The organism is Neorhizobium sp. BETTINA12A, from assembly GCF_023006485.1.
Lineage (GTDB): Bacteria > Pseudomonadota > Alphaproteobacteria > Rhizobiales > Rhizobiaceae > Neorhizobium.
Genome location: NZ_JALBGW010000006.1, coordinates 37974 through 64201, shown reverse-complemented (window position 1 = coordinate 64201; position 26228 = coordinate 37974). Strand labels below are relative to the sequence as shown.

The 26228-nt window shown below is 60.6% G+C and carries 19 protein-coding genes; 14 read left to right on the top strand and 5 right to left on the bottom strand.

Annotated elements, in window-relative coordinates; translation table 11 throughout:
• Nucleotides 1–271 precede the first annotated feature (271 nt).
• Together MOV61_RS03345 and MOV61_RS03340 are read right to left on the bottom strand one after the other, a co-directional pair.
• Entirely contained in the window at nucleotides 272–3328 is a 3057-nt protein-coding gene (locus MOV61_RS03345; protein ID WP_247135551.1) for an efflux RND transporter permease subunit, read from the bottom strand.
• Nucleotides 3325–4449, bottom strand: a complete 1125-nt coding sequence (locus MOV61_RS03340) for an efflux RND transporter periplasmic adaptor subunit (protein ID WP_247135550.1) — start codon at nucleotides 4447–4449, stop codon at nucleotides 3325–3327. The genes MOV61_RS03345 and MOV61_RS03340 overlap by 4 nt, the downstream gene beginning before the upstream one ends.
• Before the next feature lie 455 nt (nucleotides 4450–4904).
• Between MOV61_RS03340 and MOV61_RS03335 the strand changes: the two genes are divergently transcribed.
• Genes MOV61_RS03335 through MOV61_RS03320 form a run of 4 tightly spaced genes read left to right on the top strand, consistent with a single transcriptional unit; the run spans nucleotide 4905 to nucleotide 9950 of the window.
• The gene (locus tag MOV61_RS03335) at nucleotides 4905–6077 is read left to right on the top strand and encodes an acyltransferase (protein ID WP_247135549.1); all 1173 of its coding nucleotides are present in this window, start codon (nucleotides 4905–4907) and stop codon (nucleotides 6075–6077) included.
• Nucleotides 6062–7165 carry a glycosyltransferase family 2 protein gene (locus tag MOV61_RS03330; protein ID WP_247135547.1) on the top strand — a complete coding sequence of 368 codons (1104 nt, stop codon included), beginning with the start codon at nucleotides 6062–6064 and terminating at the stop codon, nucleotides 7163–7165. The genes MOV61_RS03335 and MOV61_RS03330 overlap by 16 nt, the downstream gene beginning before the upstream one ends.
• Nucleotides 7165–8163, top strand: coding sequence for a glycosyltransferase family 2 protein (locus tag MOV61_RS03325; protein ID WP_247135546.1), 999 nt, complete (start codon nucleotides 7165–7167; stop codon nucleotides 8161–8163). Before MOV61_RS03330 ends, MOV61_RS03325 begins: the two co-directional genes overlap by 1 nt.
• Entirely contained in the window at nucleotides 8157–9950 is a 1794-nt protein-coding gene (locus MOV61_RS03320; RefSeq protein ID WP_247135544.1) for an ABC transporter ATP-binding protein, read from the top strand. The genes MOV61_RS03325 and MOV61_RS03320 overlap by 7 nt, the downstream gene beginning before the upstream one ends.
• A 191-nt stretch (nucleotides 9951–10141) precedes the next feature.
• On the opposite strand, the gene denD is transcribed toward MOV61_RS03320, so the two are convergent.
• Nucleotides 10142–11125, bottom strand: coding sequence for a D-erythronate dehydrogenase (gene denD / locus MOV61_RS03315; RefSeq protein ID WP_247135542.1), 984 nt, complete (start codon nucleotides 11123–11125; stop codon nucleotides 10142–10144).
• Nucleotides 11126–11305: 180 nt separating this feature from the next.
• Between denD and MOV61_RS03310 the strand changes: the two genes are divergently transcribed.
• The 5 genes from MOV61_RS03310 to MOV61_RS03290 all read left to right on the top strand — a co-directional run bounded on the left by MOV61_RS03310 (nucleotide 11306) and on the right by MOV61_RS03290 (nucleotide 16685).
• The gene (locus tag MOV61_RS03310) at nucleotides 11306–12751 is read left to right on the top strand and encodes an FAD-binding oxidoreductase (RefSeq protein WP_247135540.1); all 1446 of its coding nucleotides are present in this window, start codon (nucleotides 11306–11308) and stop codon (nucleotides 12749–12751) included.
• A gap of 35 nt (nucleotides 12752–12786) precedes the next feature.
• Entirely contained in the window at nucleotides 12787–13542 is a 756-nt protein-coding gene (locus tag MOV61_RS03305; protein WP_247135577.1) for a FadR/GntR family transcriptional regulator, read from the top strand.
• Between the two features lie 291 nt (nucleotides 13543–13833).
• Nucleotides 13834–14367 carry a TRAP transporter small permease gene (locus MOV61_RS03300; RefSeq protein ID WP_247135539.1) on the top strand — a complete coding sequence of 178 codons (534 nt, stop codon included), beginning with the start codon at nucleotides 13834–13836 and terminating at the stop codon, nucleotides 14365–14367.
• Nucleotides 14367–15644, top strand: coding sequence for a TRAP transporter large permease (locus MOV61_RS03295; RefSeq protein ID WP_247135537.1), 1278 nt, complete (start codon nucleotides 14367–14369; stop codon nucleotides 15642–15644). Before MOV61_RS03300 ends, MOV61_RS03295 begins: the two co-directional genes overlap by 1 nt.
• 33 nt (nucleotides 15645–15677) lie before the next feature.
• Nucleotides 15678–16685 (top strand): TRAP transporter substrate-binding protein, encoded by a 1008-nt coding sequence (locus MOV61_RS03290; RefSeq protein WP_247135536.1) that lies wholly within the window; start codon nucleotides 15678–15680, stop codon nucleotides 16683–16685.
• A 61-nt stretch (nucleotides 16686–16746) separates the two neighbouring features.
• Here the strand turns inward: MOV61_RS03290 and MOV61_RS03285 are convergent, their stop codons facing one another.
• A complete protein-coding gene (locus tag MOV61_RS03285) occupies nucleotides 16747–17640 on the bottom strand; it encodes a DMT family transporter (protein WP_247135576.1) in 894 nt (297 codons plus the stop codon).
• Nucleotides 17641–17673: 33 nt separating this feature from the next.
• Nucleotides 17674–18876: a mandelate racemase/muconate lactonizing enzyme family protein gene (locus MOV61_RS03280; protein ID WP_247135535.1), complete on the bottom strand. Its 1203-nt coding sequence runs from the start codon at nucleotides 18874–18876 to the stop codon at nucleotides 17674–17676.
• A gap of 349 nt (nucleotides 18877–19225) precedes the next feature.
• Here MOV61_RS03280 and MOV61_RS03275 point away from each other — a divergent pair, with 349 nt between their 5' ends.
• The 5 genes from MOV61_RS03275 to MOV61_RS03255 all read left to right on the top strand — a co-directional run bounded on the left by MOV61_RS03275 (nucleotide 19226) and on the right by MOV61_RS03255 (nucleotide 26207).
• Nucleotides 19226–21058 (top strand): dipeptide ABC transporter ATP-binding protein, encoded by a 1833-nt coding sequence (locus MOV61_RS03275; protein ID WP_247135533.1) that lies wholly within the window; start codon nucleotides 19226–19228, stop codon nucleotides 21056–21058.
• Nucleotides 21059–21095: 37 nt separating this feature from the next.
• On the top strand, nucleotides 21096–22631 hold the full coding sequence (locus tag MOV61_RS03270) for an ABC transporter substrate-binding protein (protein WP_247135531.1): 1536 nt from the start codon (nucleotides 21096–21098) through the stop codon (nucleotides 22629–22631).
• Nucleotides 22632–22699: 68 nt separating this feature from the next.
• Nucleotides 22700–23623 (top strand): ABC transporter permease, encoded by a 924-nt coding sequence (locus MOV61_RS03265; RefSeq protein WP_247135530.1) that lies wholly within the window; start codon nucleotides 22700–22702, stop codon nucleotides 23621–23623.
• A 5-nt stretch (nucleotides 23624–23628) separates the two neighbouring features.
• Nucleotides 23629–24474 (top strand): ABC transporter permease, encoded by an 846-nt coding sequence (locus MOV61_RS03260; RefSeq protein ID WP_247135528.1) that lies wholly within the window; start codon nucleotides 23629–23631, stop codon nucleotides 24472–24474.
• A complete protein-coding gene (locus MOV61_RS03255) occupies nucleotides 24471–26207 on the top strand; it encodes a M14 family zinc carboxypeptidase (RefSeq protein WP_247135526.1) in 1737 nt (578 codons plus the stop codon). The genes MOV61_RS03260 and MOV61_RS03255 overlap by 4 nt, the downstream gene beginning before the upstream one ends.
• The last annotated feature ends 21 nt before the right edge of the window (nucleotides 26208–26228 follow it).

The following is a 26228-nucleotide window of genomic DNA, read 5'->3' as shown; positions in this document are numbered from 1 at the left end:
TTCCTGTTTAAGGACCCGACAATGGGCCGGCTGCTGGTCCTCGAATATTTCGCTTTATTAAGTTTTGTTACGGTCACTACACGCAGTGATACCAAACGCGTCCAGCCATGGCGATAAGAGCCGCAGCCGCTCGCATCGCGACGCAGAATTGACGTGACCGGCAAAGTGGCGGCGCTGCGGAAAAAACGCTCTGCGATATACGGCAGGGCCGGCCAGGTGGTTGGCCGGCCCTCCATTGGTAGTGCAAGCGTCCTTGCGGCGCCTGCAACCTTCAGATCTCGGCCGACTGGAGGAAGGGCTTGAAGATCCGAGCGGTACGATCGCCAAAGTCGGAAACGATCAGGTGGAGCGACGGGATGACGATCAACGATAGAACCGTGGACACGAGCAGACCGCCAATCACCGCGATCGCCATCGGCGCCCTGAATTCGCCTCCGTCCCCTACCCCGAGCGCGGATGGGGCCATTCCCCCGATCATAGCGAACGTGGTCATGATGATGGGGCGAACTCGCTCCGAACAGGCTTCGATGATCGCATCGACGCGAGACAGCCCATGGGCTTCACGTTCAATGGCGAAGTCCAGGAGCATGATGGCGTTTTTTGTCACGATCCCCATCAGCATCAGGATACCGATGACGACGGGAAGCGAGACGGCGTTGCCGCTCAGCATGAGGCCAGCTGCAACGCCGCCGATCGACAGGGGAAGGGAGGCCAGGATGGTCCAGGGCGCCAGCACGCTTCCGAAGAGGAGGATGAGAACGACAAGCACAAGCATGACGCCCGATCCCATCGCCACCGCAAAGCTTGAGAACACCTCGCCTTCGGTATCGGAATCCCCGGTCGCCTGAATGCGCACGCCCGCCGGCAGGTTCTTGACGCTATTGAGCTGTGTCAGCCTGTCGAGGCCCTGGCCCGACGTCATGCCGTCAGCCATGTCCGCTGAGATTTCGATGCGACGCTGGCGATCGAATCGCTCGATGGCGGCGACCCTCTCATCGAAGCTGACGTCGGCGACGGAAGACAACGGAACCGACGTCCCTCGCGTCGTCGGTACCGACAGCATTTCAAGGGTTGGCAAATCGTCGCGAGCATCCGTCTGGAGCAGCACACGGATTGGGATCTGTCGGCCGCCGTCGATGAAGTTGGGCAGTCGGCTGTCGACGTCGCCCACCGTCGATACGCGGATCGTGCGCGCAAGCTCTGCCGGAGATACACCGATCGTTGAGGCCTTGTCGGGGTCGACTTTCACCCGCAGTTCTGGTCGCGTTGCCGCGTTGTCAGCGGTCGGGTTGACGAAATTTCTGTCAGCGGCGAGCTCCTGCAGTATGTTATCTGCGGCCCGCTGAGCCAGAACGCCATCCGCGGACAGGACAGCGAAAGATATGTCCCGCCCGCCGCGGGTGTTGAGAAAGCGCAGCCTGACGTCCGAAATGGAGGAAAGCGCCTTTTCAAGATCGGCTTGTATCGAGAACGATGAACGGTCGCGGTCGGATTTGTGGAGCAGATCGACCAGGACGACCGCATATCGTACGTCTTCCTGTCCGGCCGTACTCGACCCCGCCCTAACGAATACGCCTTCCACCGCGGGATCCCGCCGGATCAGGGCGGCTATTTCGTCCGTCGCTGCTCGTGTTTCCTGCAAAGCCGCCCCAGGGGGCAGCTCCACCGAAAGGGTCAACCGCCCCGTATCCTCTTCCGGCAAAAAGGCGGTCGGCAGCGAGGTCAGGGCGTATAAAGCCAATGCGAAAGCCGCGAATGCGGATCCGACCGTCATCCATCGCCACCGCAGACTGACCTTCAGCAGTCCCTCATAGGCCGACACCAGGCGCCCTCTCCGAATGTCCGACGGAGGAGCGTTGGTCATGATGTATGCAGCCATGATTGGGGTGATCAATCGGGCCACCAGAAGTGAAAAGAACACCGCTATCGCAACGGTCAGCCCGAATTCTCGAAAGTACAGCCCGACCACGCCGCTCATGAAGCCCACGGGTATGAAGACAGCCATGATCGTTGCGGATATGGCTATGACAGCAAGCCCTATTTCGTCAGAGGCGTCCAACGCAGCCCGGTAGGCGGATTTGCCCATGTCGCGGTGACGCACCACGTTTTCGATTTCAACGATCGCATCGTCCACGAGAATTCCTGTCACCAGGGTGATCGCAAGCAAACTGAGAATGTTGAGGGAAAAGCCCAGGAGATCGATGGCAAAAAGGGTCGGGATGATCGAAAGCGGAAGCGCGATTGCCGCCACGACCGTGGCCCGCCAGTCGCGCAGGAATAGAAATACGACGACGATTGACAATGCCGCGCCCTCATAGAGGGTATGCATGGCCGAGTTGTAGTTGCCCGCCGTGTAGGACATATTGTCGTCGACCAGCTTGAAGCGGATCGACGGCTGTTCGAGATGTAGCTTCTCCAGTGCGACGGCCACTTCCTCCGCAACAGCGAGCTCGCTCGAACCCTTTGAGCGATAGACCGCGAAACCTACAACGTCCTCCTGATCCAAAGTCGCAAAGGCGCGGGCCTCCGTGATCGTATCCTGGACGCTGCCGACATCTTCCAGTTTCACACTGGCGTCGTCCGACAGGAGGATGCGAGAACCACCCAGTTCTGCAATCGTCTGCGCCGCCGCGGCGGTCGTCAGCGTCCGTTCTCTGCCATTCAGGTTGCTGCGGCCCCCGGAACGATCCAACTGGCTTGCGATGAGGCTTTCGTTAACGGCATTCGCCGTCAGGGAGAGCGCCTGCAATCGCGAAGGATCGAGTTCGACATGGATTTCCCTGTCAGCACCTCCGACACGATCAATGCGGCCAACGCCCTTCAGACCCTGCAACTGCCGGGCAACAACATCGTCGACGAACCACGAAAGCTCAGCAACGGTCATGTCCTGGCTTGTCACGGCATAAGTCACCACCGCCTGCGCTTCTTCCTCAGCCCGTTCGATGACAGGCTCATCTATTCCATCGGGAAGATCGCTGCGGATTTTCGCAACCGCGTCGCGGACGTCACCCATGGCGCGGTCTGGCGAAATCACGCCCAACTCAAATTCGACAGCGGTAACGGAACGGCCTTGAGTGACCGTCGACTTGATCTCTTCCACGCCTGCAAGAGACGCTACCGCGTCTTCAACAAGACGAGTGAGTTCAGTCTCCAACTCGCTCGGCGCGCCGCCGGGTTGGTCGATGGTCACATTCACCGCCGGCTCGTCGATGGTCGGGAAGTAAGTAACGGGCAGCCGTGAAAAGCTGTAAAGACCCGCGGTGACAAGGAGTAGGAATAGGAGGATCGAAGGAAGCGGGTTGCGAATTGCCCAGGCCGATATGTTCATTGAAGTCGAGCTCCGAGCCGATTTGGCGTAGATGTGGAGGCGTCGGCACGCGTTGCCGGTGTCGCGGCCAATACGGGCCTCACCCGCTCCTGTGCCTTCAGGAAGGCACCTGATTTCAGGACTACCTCCTCTCCCTCCCGGATGCCGTCGACGATTTCCACGAAGCCGCCTTGCTGTGATCCGATGTGGACCGGGCGGATATCCACGAGCCCGTCTGAAACGACGTAAACGTTGTGGCCGGCCGCCGTGCTTTTGACGGCCGTTCCCGGGAGGAGAACATTCTGCCGGTCTTCGACACTGATGTTACCCCGCGCAAAGACGCCTGGGATAAGTCCGGCCTTGTCTGCAAGTTCGATCCGCACCGTCCCGCTTCTTGTCTTGGGATCGAGTTGCGCGGCATTCAACCGGACGGTTCCCGCGATGGCTCGGTCGCGTCCTGGCAAGGTAATTTCGGCGCTCATGCCTTCGCGCAGCCGAACGAAGCTTGTCTCCGTCACCTGCGCCACGAACTCGATATCATCATCGTCAGCAATGACAAAAAGAGGGTCGGCGGAGCTCGATGTCATCCCCCCGACACGCGCTTTCCGGCTCAAGATCCGACCCGAGCTGGGGGCCCGCAGGGTGCTTCTCTGAACAGTCAGTTCGATTTGCCGCCGCTCGCTGGCGATCAACTGTTGATCTGCGTTGGCGAGCTCCAACGATTGGCGCGCCAGTCGCAATTCCGCGACGGCTCGGGCGTGAGCATTCAGGTCTTCCTCGAGGACATTGTCGGCGATCGCTCCTTTTGGCTGTAGCGAGCGGCTGCGTTCCAGCTTCTTGCGCGCTTCGGCTTCGGTAACCATCGCCACCTCTATCTTGCTGCTCTCAACCGCCACGGCAGCACGCGCGCGAAGGAGGCTCACCGCATTCTTGTCCAGCAACATCAGTGCTTCGGTCGTGTCCAGGAGCGCGAGCGCCTGGCCGCGTTCAACATGTTGCCCGGCCTCTACCAGAATCTGCCTGACCTCCTTGCCGACGACGGCGGGATAGACTTCGATCTCTTCCCGCGCCGCGAGCGAACCAACCACCTCGATCCTTTCCGTCAGCGCGCCTCGCTTGGCGACGATCGTCGTCACCGGCATTTGAGCGTCTGCGGACGCCACTGTCGAAAACGCACATGCAAGCATCGCTGCTTTACCGAAAAGCGCGCAGCAGCGTCGAAGCGTGGATGATACGGTCGATAACGCGATCATGGAGTGGACCTTTTAACTGGGCCGGCGAGCGCCCTGGCTTGTTTGGTCACACGATAGCGATGGGGAGGAGCCGCACTGTGTAGTCGCATTAAGAAATGTTGCGGCCCGCTCGTGCCTCGGATCCTCAAGAGGCGCGGCCCGCTAAACTCGGCGGCTGGAAGTAGGACTAAAGGCTGGCCTGCTGCGGGGCTAAAGTCTGAATCGCGGTGTCGGCCACAGTTTGGTCGGATTTTGCCTGAACTTTTCGAACTGCAAAAATAGGTTTTCGGGGTTCCAAACAAAGCACGGCGGCAAAATACAAGCGAAGCGGGAGTTATCACAAGTTCTGCTCAACTGGGGGCTCCATGCTTCATGCACGCGACCGACAATTGGATGGTCTTAGAACTCTTGCCATCTCAATGGTTCTATACGCGCATTTTTTCGCGGCCGACGGGTCGCATTGGGGCCATATCGGCGTACGCCTGTTCTTCGTCCTCAGCGGCTTCCTGATAACGCGAGTTTTGCTGGAAGCGCGCTCTACCGCCCAGTTCGAACCACGCACCGCGATAGGATCGTTCTATATTCGCCGGGCGCTACGCATATTTCCGCCGTACTTTGCGGTGCTGAGCTTCGTCTGGCTAGTCAATCTCGAGCAGGCGCGCGGCAGCATCAAATGGCATGCCCTTTACCTCTCGAATTTCTGGTATGCCCTTCGCGATGAATGGACGCCCTGGGTACTTTGTCACACCTGGAGCCTGAGCATCGAAGAGCAGTTCTACGTCGTGTGGCCGCTCGTCATCCTGCTCGCCCCGCGCCGCTGGCTTGAGCCGATCTGCATGGCTCTCATCGCATGCTCGCTTGCCTATCGGTTCTATTGGCCGTTCACGGGGACCCCTTCGCTCGCGCGGGATCTCCTTCCTCCGGCGTCGATGGACGCCCTGGTGGCCGGCGCGCTCCTTGCGCTCCATCGAGCGCGATCTCAGACATTGCCGCGCTGGATGCGGCTAAGCTCGGCACCCTTGCTTGTTGCAACAGCCATTTTGATGTGGCTGAAACCGCTCCCACTGTCACCGACGCTCGCCTGGATGAATTGGATCGGCTTGGAGGTTCTTCCTCTTATACCGCTCACTGCCCTGGTCGGATACTCTTCGTCGGGCCTGCGGGGAACTCCCGGCCGTCTATTGGAATTGCCCCCGATGACCGCTGTCGGACGTGTCAGCTACGGGGTTTACCTGTTCCATCCAATCGTCCTCTCCTTCGTCGTAAGCGCACAGCCGTGGATTCCGTTCAACGTCTCGGAACAGGGTTTCGGACGCCTCATCTTAGGAACCACGGGAACGTTGGCATTGGCGGCGATCTCGTGGCTGGCGTTCGAAAAACCACTTAACCAGTTCAAGCGCTATTTCCCATACGTCCCCCAAAGAAGGCTTCAACCGACGTATGACGCGCCGTCTGCCACAGCCATTTCGAAGGCTGGGCAAGTACAGGAACTTCAAATTGCCACGCCATTGCGAGTCGAACGATGTCCTCCCCGCTGATCTCCGTCGTATTGCCCGTTTACAACGGCGAACCTTATCTCGCTGCGGCGGTCGAGAGCATTCTGCGCCAGGACTACAAGCGCTTTGAGATCGTCGCCATCGACGACGGCTCGAACGATCTCTCGCTGGATATTCTGCGCCGATATCAGAAGCTTGACGATCGCGTTCGCATTGTCTCACGCGAGAACCGCGGGTTGATCGCGACCTTGAACGAGGGCATCGCCCTGGCTAGAGGTGACCTGATCGCCCGAATGGACGCGGATGATATCTCCTATCCAACCCGCTTTTCCCGCCAGGTCGCACTCTTTGAGCAGCAGCCCCAGCTTGCGATCTGCGGAACGGAAGTCGATCGGCTTCTCGGCAACCGCGTCGTGCGCAGCACGCCAAATCCCATTTATCAGTCAGGAGATTGGCACATACTGTCGCTGTTCTTCACGATCTTCCTGCATTCGACGGTGATGTACAATCGCAAGATCATTCCGGAAGATATGCTGGTTTATGACGCAAGCTATGTCCATGCGGAGGACTTCGATCTCTTCAGGCGCATTACCCGCGCGTTTCCGGCGGCGATGATCGACGAGGCCCTGATCGCCTATCGTATCCACAGCGACAGCGTTACCAACAAGCACAGGCGACAAATGCGCCGAACGCACCTGAAGATCGTCGCCGAGAACCTCGAACGCGAGGCTCTTAACGACGATCCCGGTGCTCTTCTTGCTATCGGCGCAGCCGTTACGCCGGAAACGGTGCGCCGAGCCGCCGATTGCGTGCTCGCGATCGAAGAAAAGGTCGCCGAGCAAGTTGGTGCGAGCGCTCGCAGCTACGCAGAGGGCGCCTTGTGCTTCTTCTATTTCCTCTACCAATTCATTGCCGATGAGCAACGTCCGGAGTTGACCCACGCATTTCTTATGCGAACGGGAAAATGGGACGTCATCCGACGGCGGGAGCGTTATGGCCTTCGAGCCGCCGTCGCTGCGCCCTGGTTGAGCCGCATGTCGGAAGAGGCGATCCGGAGGCTCGATGGGGTGGCAAGGTACTATCAATCGGTGCCGGCCAAGACGGTGTTGCCGCTTCGAGGGCTCGCCTGATGTCCAGGGAGCATCCCCCCTTGTCCCCCGATGGGGGTCACCCCATCGATGCAAGCTTTATCGTCTGCACCCGCAACAGGGCAGCCGCGCTCGAGGCATGTATCAGCTCGATCGAAGCCGCCTGCGAAGCCTGTTCCCTAAACTGCGAACTGGTGGTGGTCGACAATGGATCCACCGACGATACAGCCACGCGTTTATCCCGTATCGCGGCGAAATCCGCTGTTCCCGTCAGATGGATGGTGGAACTGCGGCCTGGCCTTGCTGCCGCGCGCAATACGGGAATGGAGCGGGCGCGAGGCAGGCTTCTGATCTTTATCGATGATGACTGCGTCATCGAGAGCACGTACCTCCAGGATCTGAGCCGACATTATTCGGCCGGTGAGCGATGTATTGTCCGGGGTGGCCGCGTCGATCTCGGCAGCCCGCACGATCTGCCTTTCACAATCAAGCGGTCGCGATTCCGGGCCCGTTTCACGCCGGATGTTCATCCCGGCGGGTTCGTGCTTGGCTGCAACATGACCATGCATCGAGAAGCGGCAGCCCGCATCGGGCGCTTTGACGAACGGTTCGGGGCCGGCGGCCCGCTACGGTCCGCAGAAGACACGGATTACCTCGTCCGTGCCTATCAACTCGGCATTCCAATCGAATATGTTCCCGACATGACGGTCCAGCATTTTCACGGGCGAACCACACGCGATGCAATCGAACAACTTCACCGGGATTACAGCCTTGGAAACGGCGGTCTTTGCATCAAGCATGCGTTCAAGGCTCCCTGGCTGCTTCGTCATTTCTGCTGGACGACCCGATCGGCCTGGCGCGAACTGTTCGGCGGCTACCGTTTCGATCCGGAGATTTCCCTCTCCCACCTGACGATCGTGGGCATGAACCTGGTCGGAGCAGCCAAGTTTGCCTTGCTTGCCATTCGGTGGCCCAAACAGGCGGATCCCGGTACGACCAGCCGTCTGCCCCGCCCGCAACGGGAATCGCCGCCATGCTAGATGTCCTCACATCGAGTTCTCACCTCCTGCGCAACGCTCTGGGGAAAAACACCGGCCTGCTGGCTATCGTCGTCATCCTGGGACTGAGCAGCGCCGTTCTCGAAGGCACCGGCATCGGTCTTGTCATCCCCATGCTCAGCATCATTGCCGGTGAAAATGATGCTTCGGGAATGGCCGGCCTTTCCGCCGTTTTTCAGCGGGTGGGAACCGGGCTGGACGATCAGACCCGGCTGATCGTCATCGCGGCCGCCATTCTCGGATTGATCACCGTGAAGAACGTGCTGGCTTTTGCCAACGCGGTGCTTGCCAATTTCATATACGGCAAGGCCGGCCATTCGATCCGGAACCGTCTCGCCGACCAGCTTTTGACGATCGGCTACCCGTTCTTCCTGCAACAAAGCCCGGGGCGGCTGCTGAACATCATCTCCAACGAGTCCTGGCGGGCCTCGGATGCGGTCCAGACCATCCTTGCGGCGATCGTGAATGCATCGGCGGCCGTTATCCTGCTCGCATTTCTGCTGCTTCTTTCGTGGCAGATGTCGCTGTGTGTCACACTTGGGCTTGTCCTGATCCAGGCCATCCATGCTTTGCTATCGGCAGGCCTGAAGGGCCCGAGCCGCAACGTCACGTCGTTCAACAGTGAACTTGCCGCGAGGATGCTTCACCTCGTTCATGCCGGGCGCCTCGTCCGCGCATTCGGGCAGGAACGGCGTGAAGGAACGATCTTCGATGGGGCTTCGAATGCCGTGCGAAAGGCGGGTTTCGTTCTTAACAGCCGCCAGGCAGCTCTCCCACCGCTAACCGAAGTCCTGCATTCCGCCCTCTTTCTGGGTGTGGTTGTCAGCGCATGGCGGGTTGGGGTCGGTTTCCCGGTCATCGTGGCTTTTGTCGTCCTGCTTTATAGGCTACAACCGCATGTCCGCGCGCTGCAGATGGCCTGGAGCCAGATTCAGGGATGGAGTGGGGCGCTGGAAGAAGTCGGATGGCTGCTGGATTCCTCCGACAAACCAGCGGCGCCCCAGGGTAGCCACCCCATCCAGGGGCTCCGCCGGCAGATCAAGTTCGACCAGGTGACATTCAGGTATCCGGGTTCCAGCACACGGCCCGTGGTCCTGCATTCGGTAAGCTTCGACATTCGCCAGGGCCGCTCGACGGCAATTATCGGACGGTCGGGCGCCGGCAAGAGCACGATCGTCAATCTCCTATGCCGGTTTGTGGAGCCTGATCGGGGGAATATTCTTGTCGACGGCATTCCACTCGACCAAATCGATCCCGCTGCGTGGCGCCGACAGATTGCGCTTGCCAGCCAGGATCTTGAACTGGTGGATGGCACCATTTTCGAGAATATCGTCTACGGCCACGAGGCCTCGCTTCCCGCGGCGGAAAGCGCGGCCAGACTTGCCGAGGCGCATGAATTTATCGAGAAGCTGCCTGACGGATATGAAACTGTCGTCGGCTACCGGGGAGCGAGCCTGTCTGCCGGTCAACGACAGCGGATCGCCTTGGCAAGAGCTCTGGTCCGCGATCCGGAAATCCTGATCCTCGACGAGGCCACGAATGCCATGGACGGCTTGTCCGAGGCATCGATCGTGGAGACGTTGAAATTAAGAGCCGGGCGCCGCACCACGATCGTTGTCAGCCATCATCACAGCACCATTTCCTTCTGCGACGAGGTTGTCATTCTTGGTGCCGGCCGCGTCCGCAATCAGACGCCCTTTGCCGAAGTGGCAACCTTAAGCATGGAACAGCTTTACGAACATGAGATGTCGCATGGCAGCCAATCGTGAAAATCCCGTTCAAATCCGCAAAGTTGCTGCGCTCTCACAATCAACTGCCAGGCGATAATCGACGCTGCCCCTGATGATCTGACGATCGGGGTGTGTCGGCAGCGGCCTCGCTCTGAAACATTCGGACATCTGAGCGAAGGCCACCGTTCGTTTTGAAGGACAAACCCTTTAGTCGCCGCGCGGATTTCTCATCACGCGCAGCCTCCGAGCTCATCCTCGATGTGGACCCGGATGATCTCGTCGAAATTTTTCTCCGCAGTAAAGCCGAGGGCGGTGGCGCGTTTTGCCTCGAAACCGGGCGCCCAGCCCGCAACCATTCTCATGATCATCTCGTCCGGTACCCGACGAATGAGGTTTACCGCTCTTTCGCCCCCCACCCGGCGGAGCGCATCGATCTGCTCGCCGACGGTCGCACTGACGCCCGGCATGGAAAGATTGCGATGCGGGCCGACCTGATCGAGATCCATATTCGCCGCATGGACGAGGTATCCGACGGCCGAGCGAGGCGATGTATGCCAGTGGCGCACGTCATCCGACACGGGCAGGATCGCCTCCTGCCCGATCAGCGGCTCCCGCAGGATGTTCGAGAAGAAGCCGGATGCGGCCTTGTTGGGTTTGCCGGGCCTGATGCACACGGTCGGCAGCCGGATGCCGATGCCCTCGAAGAAACCGCGGCGGGTGTAGTCCGAAAGAAGCAGCTCTGAAATGGCCTTCTGGGTGCCATAGCTGGTGAGCGGCGTCAGGTGGAAATCATCGGGAATGGGGAATGGCAGCGGGGCACCCGCGACAGCGATGGACGACGTGAAGACGACCCGCGGCCTGTAGCCGTCCTCGCCATTTGCGAGGCGGATCGCATCGAACAGGTAGCGGGTGCCATCCAGGTTGACCCGGTAGCCCTTTTCGAAATCGAGTTCAGCCTCCGCCGAAACGATCGCGGCAAGGTGGAAGATCACGTCGGGGCGGGTCTTGATGAGTTTTTCAGCCTCGCCCGGCATCGAGAGGTCGGCGTCGCTCGTCACCACGGACCCGGAAAAACTCTGCGGGTGTTCGGGCTTCACGACGTCGACGAGGGTCAGCTTGTCGATCGGCTTGCCGAGAATGCCGCCCTCCGCAATGAGACGCGCCGTCAGTTTGCGGCCTACCATCCCGGCCGCGCCTATGATCAGAATATGCATGCTTCCTCCCGTCTCGACCCGAGGCGACAACTGCCCGGATACGCCAATATTTATATTGTACGGTTGTCTGATAACCTTATATGCTTCGGTTGAAAACAGGATAGTTGTGCGCCGGGACAAGGCGCAGAGCAAATCAAACTATCCAGCCAAGGGACGGATCTTCCGAAGGAACCACCGAGAATGACGAGCCTGCAAACTGACCCGTCCGGAGAGCATCGCCTCCTCCTGCGATCGATGCTTGGCGAAGACCTTGTCTTGACGGATGCGGATGCGATGGCGCGATATTGTCGCGACTGGCACGGGGACGTCACCAGTTCGGCGGTTGCCGTCCTCAGGCCGCGGTCGACGGAAGACGTGGCCGCTTGCGTCAAAGCCTGCCGTGAGCTCGGCCTCGCGATTGTCCCGCAAGGAGGCAATACCGGCCTGGTGCTGGGCGCTATCCCGGATATGCCGGAGCGACAGGTCGTTCTCAGCCTGGAACGCATGAACCGCATCCGCAAGATCGACGCCGAGGACTTCTCCGCCGTCGTCGAGGCGGGCTGCATCCTGTGGGAACTGAAGGAGGCGATCGCCGCGCAGGGGATGTTCTTTCCGCTGGCCCTCGGTGCGCAGGGAAGCTGCCGGATCGGCGGCAATATCTCGACCAATGCCGGCGGCATCAACGTGCTCCGATACGGCATGACGCGCGAACTGGTGCTGGGCCTGGAGGTCGTGCTGCCGGACGGCACGATTTTCGACGGGCTTTCAACGCTCCGGAAGGACAATCGCGGCATAGATCTAAAGCAGCTCTTCATCGGCGCCGAGGGAACGCTCGGCATCGTCACAGCCGCATCGATCAAGCTGACGCCCAATCCGGATCAGGTTGCGACCGCCCTTGTCGGTCTCGCATCCCTGGAGGATGCGATCACCCTCTATCGCCGTGCCCGGCGCGACTGCAGCGACCTGATGTCCGCCTTCGAATTCATGCCGCCCCTTGCCTTCACGCTCGCCCGTGAGGCCATTCCGGACCTGCCGATCCCGATGGCGACCGATTATCCCTGCTATGTCCTCATGGAGGTATCCGGTTCCGGGCTCGTCGATATCGACAACCTGATGCAGCGGTTCCTCGAAGGGGTCATGGAAGATGGCATCGTCGTCGACGGCGCGATTGCCTCGTCACAGGCGCAGGCGAGAAACCTTTGGCTGATTCGTGAAGGAATGAACGAGGGTCAGGCGAAACGTGGAGTTCATATGCGCAGCGACGTTTCGGTTCCGCTCTCCAAGGTACCTTCCTTTGTCGCCGAGGCCGAAAAGGCGATCCACGAAGCGCTGCCCGATTGCGTCTGTGTCTCCTACGGTCATGTCGGAGATGGAAATGTTCATCTCAACGTTCTGCCGTCCGTGGAACTGCCCCATCAGCAGCGGCTCGAAAGGATCTATCAGTCGAAAACGATCCTGAACCAGGTGCTGGATCGTTTCCACGGCAGCCTCAGCGCCGAACATGGCATCGGCCGGCTCAAGCGGGCGGATTTCGATGCCCGCCTCCCCGAAACCAAGCGCCGACTGCTGACGGCTATCAAGAATGCCATCGATCCTGACATGGTGATGAACCCGGGCTGCCAGTTGAATTTTACCGGGAAGTCGTAGAAGAGCGTCACAAGGGGAGAGCCGGCGCCGTGGTAATGGACTTCAGCCAGATCAGACGAAACGAACACCTGCCCGCCCGGATCGCGTCGCAGATCGGACGCGAGATCAGCGACGGCCGGATAACGGCCGGCGAAAAATTGCCCACCGAACATATTCTGGCAAAGACCTTTGGCGTCAGCCGGTCTGTCGTGCGCGAGGCGATCGCGCAGCTTCGCAATGAGGGCCTGGTCGAGACCCGGCAGGGTGTCGGAGCGTTCGCCACCGATATCGAGCACCGCCATTCGATTCGCATCGAACAGGGCAATCTCGCCCACCGAACCAGTTTTCAAAGCCTGTTTCAGCTGAGGCTGCCACTGGAGATCGAAGCTGCCGGTCTCGCCGCCGTCAATCATACGGACGAAGACCTTGTGAGGCTCGACGAAGCGCTCGAGCAGATGACGGGCGGCGAGAAGTGGACCGAAAAAGGCATTCTCGCCGACCTCGCCTTTCATCGCCAGATCGCGGCTTCCACGCATAACGAATACTTCCTGCTATTCATCGGTTTCATCGCGGAGCGAATTCACCTGGCCATCAATACGGCTCGGGAGGCAGCCGTATTGACGGAAATCGTCGAGGTGACGATCGCCGAACACGTCGCGATCCGCGACGCCCTCGCGAGCCGCGATCCGGTCCGTGCCCGGGAAGCGATGCGCCATCATCTCCACGGCGCGGCAAGCCGCCTCGACCTTCAATTGGAGGTTTACTGGGGTGTCGGCCGGGGCTCAAGTTGGATCGATCCAGCGATTTCCTGAAACAGGCCAAGGGCCGCTGGACAGCGGGTAAAACTGTCTTTAGAGATACCGCAGGTGGAGGGTTGTCAGACATCCTGACAATTGAGGGAGCGCTGGAGAGGTCTTTGCGATGGAGGAGAGGCTGATCGCATATCAAATAGGAAACCGCATCGTGACGTCCAGCCTGCCGCTTGAGCCGCTGATCGATGAAGCGGATCATCGGGGCAAATGCCCGGAGCGGAATTTGAGGTTGTCGACGGTGACGAAGACGCTCAACCGGCAAGGGCTCTTGTAGGAATTCGGGAGGGGAATATGCAAAAGGCAATCGATCTATTTTTTAAGGCATTGGAAGTCCTATTGATCCTGCTGCTTTCAGCAATGGCGATCATGGTGTTTGCCAATGTGGTTCTTCGCTACGCCTTCAATTCCGGCATGTCCGTCTCCGAGGAATTGTCCCGCTACTTCTTCGTCTGGCTGAGCTTCGTCGGCGCAGTCGTCGCCTTTCGCGAACATGGTCACCTTGGCGTCGAAAGTGTCGTGGCGCTTTTCGGCCGCAAGGGCCGGCTGGTCTGCATGATCCTGTCTAACCTCATCATCCTCGCTTGCTCGATGATCTTTTTCTGGGGGACCTGGCAGCAGTTCGAGATCAACGCCAGCATGAGCGCGCCGGTGACCGGCATTTCGATGATCTGGGTCTACGGCATCGGCCTGTTTACCGGCGCCGGCTTGTCGCTGATCGCGCTGGAGCGGCTGTTCCGCTATGTCACCGGCCGCGCGACGGCGGAGGAGATCAGCATCTTTGCCGGTGAAAACCTGACGATCGAGCAGATGGCGGAGCGTACCTGATGACACTTATCGTATTCATCGTATCGCTTCTCGGAGCCATGGCGATTGGCGTGCCCGTCGCGTTCTCACTGATGTTCTGCGGCGTCGTGCTCATGTGGTACATGGACATGTTCAACACCCAGATCATCGCCCAGAACATGATCGCCGGTGTCGACACCTTTACCCTGCTTGCCATTCCATTCTTCATCCTGGCCGGTGAGCTGATGAACTCCGGCGGCCTGTCGCGCCGCATCATCGATTTCGCGATTGCCTGTGTCGGCCATATCCGCGGCGGCCTCGGCATTGTCGCGATCATGGCAGCCGTCATCATGGCCAGCATTTCGGGCTCGGCCGCTGCCGATACGGCAGCCCTTGCCGCCATCCTTATCCCGATGATGGCGAAGGCTGGCTATAACGTGCCCCGTTCCGGCGGTCTTATAGCGGCGGGCGGCATTATCGCGCCGATCATTCCGCCGTCGATGGCCTTTATCGTATTCGGCGTCGCGGCCAACGTGTCGATTACCCAGCTTTTCCTCGCCGGCATCTTTCCCGGCATCCTGATGGGCGTTGCGCTGGTCATCGCTTGGTTGATCACCGTGCGCCGGGACAAGGTCCAGCCGTTACCGAAAGCGCCGATGAGCGAGCGGCTGCATGTGACCGGCAGGGCCGCCTGGGCGCTCGGCATGCCGGTGATCATTCTTGGCGGCATCAAGGCCGGCATCATGACGCCGACCGAAGCTGCGGTGGTTGCCGCCGCCTATGCGCTCTTCGTCGGCATGGTCATCTATCGCGAGCTCAAACCGAGCGAACTGCCGCACGTCATCCTGCAGGCTGCCAAGACCACATCGGTCATCATGTTCCTGGTGGCTTCGGCACTGGTGTCCTCGTGGCTGATCACCGCCGCCAATATTCCGTCCGAGATCGTCGGTTATATCGAGCCACTGATCGACCGTCCGATGCTGCTGATGTTCGCCATCATGATCCTGGTGCTGGTCGTCGGCACGGCGCTCGATCTGACGCCGACCATCCTGATCCTGACGCCGGTCCTGATGCCGATCGTCAAGCAGGCGGGAATTGATCCGGTCTATTTCGGGGTGCTGTTCATCATGAACAACTCCATCGGCCTCATCACTCCGCCGGTCGGCGTCGTATTGAACGTGGTCAGCGGCGTAGCGCGCATTCCGCTCGGCAAGGTGACGGCCGGGGTCTGGCCGTTCCTGATCGCCGAAACGATTGTGCTGTTCCTGCTGGTCCTGTTTCCAGACCTCGTGCTCGTGCCTGCACGCTGGCTCCATTAAACCTGTCTCAAGCTCAATCCATGGGAGGATAATATGAGAAAACTGTTACTGACGACCACCGCCCTTGCCATCGCCTGCGCGTCGGCCGTACCGGCCTTTGCCGAATTCAAGGCGCGCAACATCCGCGTCTCGAACGGCATCAATGCCGATCATCCGGTTGGAAACGGCATCAATGCGATGCAGAAATGCCTGGACGAGAAGTCTGGCGGCAAGATGAAGTTGACCGCCTTCTGGGGCGGCGCACTCGGCGGCGATCTGCAGGCCACCCAGGCGCTGCGTTCCGGCGTCCAGGAAGCCGTGGTGACGTCGTCGTCGCCGCTGGTCGGCATCGTCCCCGCCCTCGGCGTGTTCGACCTGCCCTTCCTCTTCGGCAACGCCCAGGAAGCCTACAAGGTCCTCGACGGCAAGTTCGGCGACATGATGAACCAGAAGCTCGACGCTGCCGGTCTCGTCAACCTCGCCTATTGGGAAAACGGCTTCCGCAACCTGTCGAACTCGGTTCGCCCCGTCACCAAGTGGGAAGACTTCTCCGGGATGAAGGTTCGCGTCATGCAGAACAACATCTTCCTCGATACCTTCCAGAACCTCGGCGCCAACGCCACCCCGATGGCTTTCGGCGAAGTCTTCTCGGCTCTCGAAACCAAGGCGATCGATGCGCAGGAAAATCCCTACGTGACGATCGACACGTCGAAGTTCTTCGAAGTGCAGAAATATGTCACGGAGACGAACCACGCCTACACCCCATTCCTCTTCCTGTTCTCCAAGGCGATATTCAACACCTATGCGCCGGACGAGCAGGCAGCCTTGCGCACTTGCGCAGTCGTCGGACGCGACGTGGAGCGCCAGGTGATCGGCGATTTGAACAAGAAGTCGCTCGAGAAGATCAAGGCGGCCGGCCTGCAGGTCAACACGCTGTCGCCGGAAGAGCAGCAGCGCATCCGCGAAAAGTCCGCGGTCGTCTATGAGAAGCACAAGGCTGAAATCGGCGCCGAGGTGGTCGACAACATTGTCGCCGAGCTCAAGGAAGTCCGCAAGAAGTAAGCCGAAGGCTTCGCGCGACAGCGACCATTTGGGAAAGCCCGCGAGCGATCGCGGGCTTTCTCTATTCGGGAATGGCGGGAAGCACGCTCTGCCGCTTCTTGAGCATCTGTTCGCGGATGAAGATGAAGAGGCCGGAAGCGACGATCAGGGCCGCCCCGACCATCATGCCGAGCCGCGGCATATCGCCGAAAAACATCCAGCCGAAGATCACCGCCCAGAGCAGCAGCGTATATTGAAGCGGCGCGACGGTCGCAGCATCGGAGATCTTGAGGGCGCGGTTGACCAGCATATGCGCCGCCATGGCGACGATGCCGAGCAGTCCGAGCAGAAGAAGGTCGCGGTTCGACGCGATCGGCGACCAGTTCATCGGCGCGAAGGCGAGGCCGGCGATGCCGGCGCCCACGACCTGGAAAAACACCAGCGCACTATCCGGCGTACCGCGCAGGAAACGGCCGGAAATCAGCATGAAGGCAAACGCGGCGCTGCCGACGATCGAAATGACCGCCGGCATGCTGAACATGGCGCTCGAAGGTTCGAGCGTGATGATGACGCCGACGAAACCGACGGCAATCGCCGTCCAGCGTCGCCAGCCGACTTTCTCGCCAAGCAGAAAGGGCGAGCACGCCGCGACATAGATCGGCGCCGCCAGCCAATAGGTCATGACGTCGGCGAGCGGCAGATACATGACCGCATAATAGAAGCTGAACACTTCAGCCGTCGAAAACGCCACGCGGAAGAACTGCATGCCGGGCCGTTCGACGGTCAGCAGATTGCCGAAACCCGCCTTCCAGACCATCGGCACCAGGATGATCAGCGCCGCAAGGCTGCGGATCAGGACAACCTGACCGAGCCCATAATTCGCGACGAGCCATTTGCCCATGGCGTCGTTCAAGGCAAACATCAACATGCCGAGAAGCATCAGCATCGGGCCGGTCATGCTCGCGGTTCTGAGCATGGTCGCCGAGGATATCGTCATTTCAGTCGCACCTTAGAAAATGGAGGCGTCGGACGTCCGCCGGCTGACGGTGAAGGCACGATCGAGCTCAGGGTTGAGCTCCAGCCCAAGACCCGGACCTGGCGGAACAGTAATCATGCCGTTCTTCACCTCCGGCAGCGCCGTCACCAGATCGCGATACCACGTCCTGTAGAACGCGCGCACGCTTTCCTGCACCAGTGCATTCGGTGCATTGAGGGACAGATGGGTCGATGCGCAGAGAACCACCGGGCCCGTGCAGTCATGCGGCGCGACCGGCAGATGCCAGGCTTCCGCCATGGACGCGATCTTGCGGGCTTCCGACAAGCCGCCGCACCAGGAAATGTCGAGCATGACGATGCCGGCGACGCCGGTTTCCAGGTAATCGCGAAATCCCCAGCGGGTCGCGAGCGTCTCGGAGGCCGAGATCGGCGCCGGCGATACTTCCGCGTAACGCTTGAGGCTCGACAGGCTGTCCATCTTGATCGGATCTTCATGCCAGAAGGTCTGGTAAGGGGTCAGGGCCTTGGCGATCTGCATGGCCGGCAGGAGCTGCCACATGGAATGGAACTCGACCATGATATCCATCCTGTCGCCAACGGCCTTGCGGATCTTCTCGAAAGGCTGAAGCGCAAGCTTCAGGTCCGGCATCGAGATATACTGGCCCTTCGTCCTTTCCGCAGCCGCGTCGAACGGCCAGATCTTCATCGCCGTGATGCCCTCCTCGAGCAGCGACAAGGCCAGTTCGTCGGCACGATGCAGAAAGCCGTTCAAATCGTCGTAAGCTGTGCCGCCGGTCAGACCGTAGTTCGCGGTCGCCTGGCCGGTGGCCTTCTTGATATATTCCGTGCCGGCGCAGGTATTGTAGGTGCGGATTTCCCTACGGCTGAAGCCTCCGAGCAGTTGGGCGATCGGCTGGTCCGTGACTTTTCCGAAAATGTCCCAGAGGGCGATATCGAACGCCGAATTGCCCCGCACTTCCGCTCCCGAAGAGCGAAACCCGATATAACCGACCAGTTCCTGCGCCAGAAGGTCGATCTGCAGCGGATCACGGCCGATGACCCGCGGAGCCACATATTCGTGGATGTAGCTCTCCACGGTCTCGGCGCCGAAAAAGGTTTCGCCGAGGCCTGTAATACCCTCGTCGGTGTGGACAAGGACCCACAACAGGTTCGCACGCTCTGCGACGCGCACAGTTTCAAGCTTGGTGATTTTCATGTTTCCTCCCTTTGCGAAATTCAACCACAGGCCGCGGTCTTTGGTAAGGCAGGATTTGCATTTTCCCGCTCCCTGAACACCGCCACCTAGACCGGCCAAAATCAGCCTATTGCGCCGTTGACAAAATGTCGACAAAGTGATGACATATTCTTATCAAGGCAAGGGTGAGGCAGGTGACGGAAAAACCGAAAGAAATTCGGGGCCGCCATACATGGGAGAGCAGGCAGATGACGGTGAGCGTGGCTGCCAACAGCTGCCGTGCCGAAGGTCATGCGCATCTTGTGGGTCCCCCTGTCGACGCCCTCATTCGAGCGGCCTGCGCCGCCATTATCTGGTAGGAGCTCCCCGAGTGACGCCAACCGCCCCCACCCCGCTTCTGGCCGTGGATGACCTTTCGGTCGAGTTCGGCGCCTCGCGCGTCATCGAGAACCTGAGCTTTTCCGTTTCGGCCGGCCAGACCGTCGCGATCGTCGGCGAGTCCGGTTCGGGCAAGTCGGTGACCTCGCTGTCGATCATGCGGCTTGCGGACATGCTCGGCGCCAACTACCCGACCGGGCGCATCCTGTTCCAGACATCAGGCGGCGAGATCGATCTCCTGAAACTCGACCAGAAGAAGATGCGCAGCATTCGCGGCAAGGAGATCTCGATGATCTTCCAGGAGCCGATGACCTCGCTGAACCCGGTCTTCACGATCGGCGATCAGGTGGCCGAAATCCTGAAGCTGCACGAGGGTAAGTCGAACAGCGCGGCGCTCGCCGAGGCGAAGCGGCTTCTCGACATGGTCCGCCTGCCGGATGCGGCGGAACTGCTGACCCGTTATCCGCACCAGCTTTCCGGTGGCATGCGCCAGCGCGTGATGATCGCCATGGCACTTGCCTGCCGGCCCAGGCTGCTGATCGCCGACGAGCCGACCACCGCGCTCGACGTCACCATCCAGGCGCAGATCCTCAATATCCTGCGCGACCTGCAGAAAGAACTTGGTGCCGCCGTCATCTTCATCACCCATGACATGGGCGTCGTCGCCGAGATGGCAGACGACGTGGTGGTGATGTGGAAGGGCAAGGCGGTGGAAAAGGGCAAGGCACTCGACATTTTCGAGAAGCCCACCAATACCTACACCCGCACGCTGCTCGCGGCCGTGCCGAAGCTCGGCAGCATGACCGGCGAGGAGTTTCCGAAGCGCCTGCCACTGACCGTGCTCGAAGATGGAGAGCCGAAGCTTTCAGGCGTCGAACGCATCCAGGATACCGCCCGCTACGATGCCGACCCTCTGCTATCGGTGCGCGATCTCGTGGTTCGTTTCGACATCAAGAAGGGGCTGCTCGGCAAGGTCACCCACCGCGTCCACGCTGTGGAAAAGGTCTCCTTCGACATCCATCCGGGAGAGACGCTGGCGCTGGTCGGCGAATCCGGATCGGGCAAGTCGACGATCGGCCGCACCATCCAGCAGCTTCAGAAGGCAACGGCCGGCAATATCACCTTTTCGGGCAAGCCGCTCTCGGCAATGACCATGGCGGAACGGCACAACCTGCGCCGGGACGTACAATATATCTTCCAGGATCCGTTCGCCTCGCTCGATCCGCGCAAGACGGTCGGTTTCTCGATCGCCGAGCCGATCCGCACCCACGGCCTTCTCGACAGTGAGAAGGAGATCGCAAAAACCGTCGATGCGCTGCTCGAGCGGGTCGGCCTCACCTCCGCGCACGCCCGCCGTTATCCGCACGAATTTTCCGGCGGCCAGCGCCAGCGTGTCTGCATCGCCCGGGCGCTCGCCTCCAAGCCGAAGCTGATCATTGCCGACGAGGCGCTTTCGGCGCTCGACGTCTCGATCCAGGCGCAGATCATCAACCTTTTCATGGACCTGCAGGAAGAGCGCGGCCTCGCCTATCTCTTCATCAGCCACGACATGGCCGTGGTCGAAAAGATGAGCCATCGGGTGGCAGTGCTTTATCTTGGCCAGATCATGGAATTCGGCAATCGCCGCCAGATCTTCGAAACGCCGACGCATGACTATACGCGGCGGCTTCTTTCGGCAGTGCCGGTCGCCGATCCGCGCCGTCGCAAGCCGCTGGCGATGATCGAGGGAGACATTCCAAGCCCGGTCCGGGCGGTCGGAAACGAACCGGTGCTTCTCGCCCGGGAGGAAATCGCGCCAGGCCATTTCGTGGCGCGCGGTGCATGACGATTTGACATTCGGTTTTTCAACAGGAGCAAAAACGATGATAAAAATACAGAGGGGTTTGCGGACGGCATTCGTGGCGATGGCGCTCGCAGGCACGGCGTTCGCGCCGGTCTCGGCTCTCGCCGCCGGCAAGCTGACCGTGTCTTCGCCGCAGGATCCGGGCAGCTGGGATCCGATCGACACATTCCTGGTCAACTGGGCCTCGGTCTCGACCAACATCTTCGACGGCCTTACCTATCGCGGCCCCGACCTTAAGCTCGTCCCGGGCCTTGCGACCTCCTGGGAAGTGCTCGACAATGGTATGCGCATCCGCTTCAAGCTACGTGAAGGCTTGAAATTCCACAATGGCGAGGCCTTCGACGCCAATGCCGTCAAATTCACCTTCGACCGCCTGCTCGGCGCCGAAGGCGCCAAGGGGCCGCAGCAGTCCAACTACAATTCGATCGGCAGCGTCGACGTTATCGATGCCACCACGATCGACATGAAGCTGAAGGTGGCCGATCCGGTCATCCTGACGAAGCTCGCCGGTTACGGCGCGATGATCGTGCCGCCGAAATACATCGCCGAAAAGGGCGACGCCTATTTCAACGCCCATCCAGTCGGCACCGGCGCCTTCAAATTCGTCTCCTACGAGCCGAAGGTGAACATCGTGCTTTCCGCCAACCCGGACTATTTCGGCGGCGCGCCGAAAATTTCGGATCTGGAATACAAGTTCATTTCCGAGCCGGCGACAGCGGTTGCCGAACTCCAGGCCGGCCGTGTCGATCTCGTCATCCCGCCGACCATTCCGATTGGCATGATCCCGACCATCCAGGGCAATGCCAAGCTCGCCGTAGTCACTTCGCCCGGCCCGACGGTCTATGCACTGCGCTTCAACACCCGCGACGGCATCACCAAGGATCCGAAGGTTCGCCAGGCGCTGATCATGGGCGTCGATCGCGACGCAATCATCAAGTCGATCCTCGGCGGCCAGGCACAGCCGATCGCAAGCTTCCAGGGACCGCTGTCCTTCGGCTTCGATAAGGCCATGAAGCCGCTCCCCTACGATCCGGTCAAGGCACAGGCGCTCCTCAAGGAAGCCGGCGTCGCGCCGGGCGCATCCTTGCAGATCGACCTTCGCGGCAACGAAGCGACCTTCATCGAAGTCGCCCAGGCGATCTCCGCCTATCTGCAGACGATCGGCATCACCGCAACGATCAAGCCCTATGAGACCAACGTTCTCTTGAACGACATCATCCCGGGCGGCAAGACCGGTGCGATGTTCCAACAGTCCTGGGGCGGCTGGACGCTCGACTACGACAACACGGCCGTCGCGATGTACCACACCGGCGAAAAGTGGAACCCCTACGACAGCGACCCGAAGATGGACGAACTGCTCGCCAAGCAGCGCACCATCACCAATGTCGCCGAGCGCGAGAAGGTTCTGCAGGAAATCGCCCATTACGCTGCCGACCGGGCGCTGGAAATGCCGCTCTACAACTTGAACGCCATCTTCGGCATCAATAAGCGCGTGAAGAACTTTACGCCGGTGCCGGACAGCCGTTTGAAGTTCACCGACGTCACCGTCGACTAAGACTTCGCGAGCCGCCGCCTTCCAATCGGAGGCGGCGGCTCCGACAAGAAAACAAGGGAACGAGAGAATTGGCCGCATTCCTGGTAAAACGCCTTCTGCAGGCGGTTTTCGTCGTGATTGCCGTGACGCTGACGGTCGCTTTCGCGATCCGCCTCACCGGTGACCCGGCGCTGATGCTGACGCAAGGCGCCGGCAGCGTCACCGAGGCCGATCTCGTGCGCATCCGCGAGGGTCTCGGCCTCAACGAACCGTTCTTCGTTCAGTACCTGAATTTCCTGAAGGGCATCTTCACGCTCGATTTCGGCAAGAGTTTTCTGGGCGGCACGCCGGTGTCGCTGCTGATCGGCAAGGCGCTGCCGGCGACGCTGGCGCTCGCTTTCACCTCGCTGTTCGTCTCGATCGTGATCTCCATTCCGCTCGGCATCAAGGCCGCCACCGCGCGTGGCAAATGGGCCGACCAGCTGATCCGCATCCTGTCGCTCGTCGGCCTGTCGTTTCCGAATTTCTGGCTGGCGACGATGCTCGTCCTGCTGTTTGCGATCGCGCTGCCGCTGTTGCCGCCGAGCGGCATGGACGGATTTGAAAGCTTCATCCTGCCGGCCGTCACCATGGGCATCATCCTGACGGCGACCAATGTCCGCCTGGTGCGCACCACCATGCTGGAGACGCTGCGCTCGCAATATATCATGGTCGCCCGCGCCAAGGGGCTCAGCGAAAACGCCGTGCTTTATAAACATGCACTCCGCAACTGCGCCATTCCGCTGATCACCTATTTCGGCCTGCAGTTCGGCGGCCTGTTGGGCGGCATCGTCGTCGTCGAGCGCGTCTTCAACTGGCCGGGCCTCGGCACGCTCGCCTTCGATGCCGTCGGCGCCCGGGACTATCCGGTGCTGCAGGCGGTCATCACCGTCCTGTCGCTAATGATCATCGGCATCAACCTCCTCGTCGACATTGCCTACGGCCTCGTCGATCCCCGCATCCGGACGGAGTGAGAGCCATGGCCTCGCGCACTGCTTCCTCGAATTTCCTGAAGCTCGAATTCGTCCTCGGCGCCCTGCTGGTCGGCGTCATCGGTCTTGCCGTCATCTTCTCCGGCGTGATCTTTCCCGGCGGCGCCGAAAAGATCGACCTGATGTCGCGCCTCGTTCCGCCGTTCGTGAGGCCTGCGCATGTCTTCGGCACCGATCCGCTCGGGCGCGACGTCCTCGCCCGTGTCATGGCCGGCGGCAAGATCTCGCTGCTGGTCGGCTTCGTATCGGTTGCCGGCGGCGTCGTTTTCGGTGTCTTCATGGGCCTGATCGCCGGTTATTACCGTGGTATCTGGGACATGCTGGTCATGCGTTTTGCCGACATCCAGCTGGCGCTCCCCTTCATCCTGCTCGCCATTACCTTCATCGCCATCGTCGGCGGCGGGTTGGCGAACACCATCATCCTGCTGATCGTCTCGCAATGGGTGCAATATGCCCGCCTGGTGCGGGGTTCCGTGCTGACCCTGCGCGAGCGGGAGTTCATCCTTTCGGCGCGTGCGATCGGGGTCAAGAACTGGCGCATCATCGTCCAGCACCTGCTGCCCAACCTGATCGGCCCGGTCATCGTGCTGATGACGCTCAACGTCGCCACCAACATCCTGCTCGAATCGAGCCTCACCTTCCTCGGCCTCGGCATCGACCCGACCATCCCGAGCTGGGGCGGCATGCTCGCCGAAGGCCGCACCTATCTGCAGACCGCCTGGTGGGTCAGCGTTTTCCCGGGCCTTGCCATCCTTCTCACCGTCCTTGGCCTCAACCTCCTCGGCGACTGGCTACGCGACAGTCTCGATCCCACAGGCAGAACCTCCGCATGACACTGATCCACGAACAGCAGGTCGAGCGCACGCTCGACATCCTCATCGCGCGCTTTTCCGGCGCCAAGGGTACCAGGATCGAAGCCTGGGTGTTCGACGACGAAAAGACCCGCAGGCAGGCCGAAGCGAAGCTGGCCGCCACCGGCGTCGAGGCAAAGTTCCGCAGCGCCTATAAGCCCCTGTTGCATTTCCTCCTCGAAGAGGTCGATCTCGACAACCTCTCTGCCCTGCACATTGTTTATCCGGTTCACACGGCCTGCCCGAAAAACCGTTTCCTGCTCGAGGCCTATCCTCTGGCCGGTCTTGTAAACGAAGCGCGGCTGACCTTCGAAGCGGGGGTCGAAGATGCCTTTTACGCTTTGACGCTGACCGCAAAGGACGGCAGCATCGAAACCCATAAAGTTTTCGCACCGAACCGGCTCCACACGGATTTCATCGGCGAAACATTGCTGTCGCCGACCGGCTGGCTACGCGTCGACGGCCGGGCCGGCGAACGGCTGGAGACCGACTACGAACTGCTGTTCTCCTCAGCCGTCGAAGCCGTCGCGGCGCATGATTGGGGGGCGACGGAGCCTTATTTCGACGAGCTCAACATCACCGTCACCCTGCCTGCCGAAGACAGGCGTCTGCCCGTCGGCGAGGAGGTCGTCAGTCTGCGCGAGGCGCTGCACGAGGATTTCTATTTCTCGCTTCTCGAAGTCTTCCAGAAGAAATCCGGCCGTCCGATCGGCGACCGCGGCCTGCAGCCGGGCCAGATCATCCCGGAAATCCGCGACGGTGAGACCCTCTCCGTCCGCGTCGAAACGCGGCCGCTGTGGGCTTCCGAGGCGGTGACCGAGCCGCAGCGTCTCGCTTCAGCCGTGTCGCCGGTCTCCGTGGCCCAGATCCGCAAGGAACTCGCGGCAATCGATGGCGTCGCCTTCGAAGCCCGCTCGCGGAGCGGCCGCGCTGTCGAAGCTCGTTATCACTCAGGCGCTGACAAGCCGGTCATGATCAGCGGTGGCCAGCATGCAAACGAGACGACCGGCATCGTCGGCGCACTGCGCGCGGCGCAGACGCTTCACTCACGGCCAAATTCGCATTTCGTCATATCCCCGCTCGAAAATCCCGACGGTTATCAGGTGCATTGGCGCCTTCGCACTGACAACCCGCTGCACATGCATCATGCGGCGCGCTACACCGCGCTCGGCGACGATCTCGAATACCGCTCGGGCAAGGATTTGTTCGAAAAGGCGATCCGCATCGAGGCGGAAAGCCTGAGCGGCGCCAAGCTGCACGTCAACCTGCACGGTTATCCCTCGCATGAATGGACGCGGCCGCTCTCCGGTTACGTGCCGCGCACATTCGCCATGTGGACGGTGCCGAAGGGCTTTTTCCTCATCATGCGCCATCACGCCGAATGGACGGCGCAGGCGGAAATCCTGATCGACCGCGTCAGCCGCCACCTCGCCGCCATTCCCGGCCTCGTCGCCTATAACGCGGCCCAGATCAGGCTTTTCGAAACCCATGCCGGCGAGACCGGTTTCCGCATCATCAACGGCTTCCCCTGCCTGATCTCGATCGATGACCGCCACACGGTTCCGCTGACGCTGATCACCGAATATCCGGATGAGACCATCTACGGACCGGCATTCATCCAGGGGCACACGGCGCAGATGGAGACGGTGCTTGCCGCCTATGATGCGATCCAGACGATCGACGAGCCGGCCGCGAGCTTGCAACCTTTGGCATAATTATTTCCGGCAAACACTCAG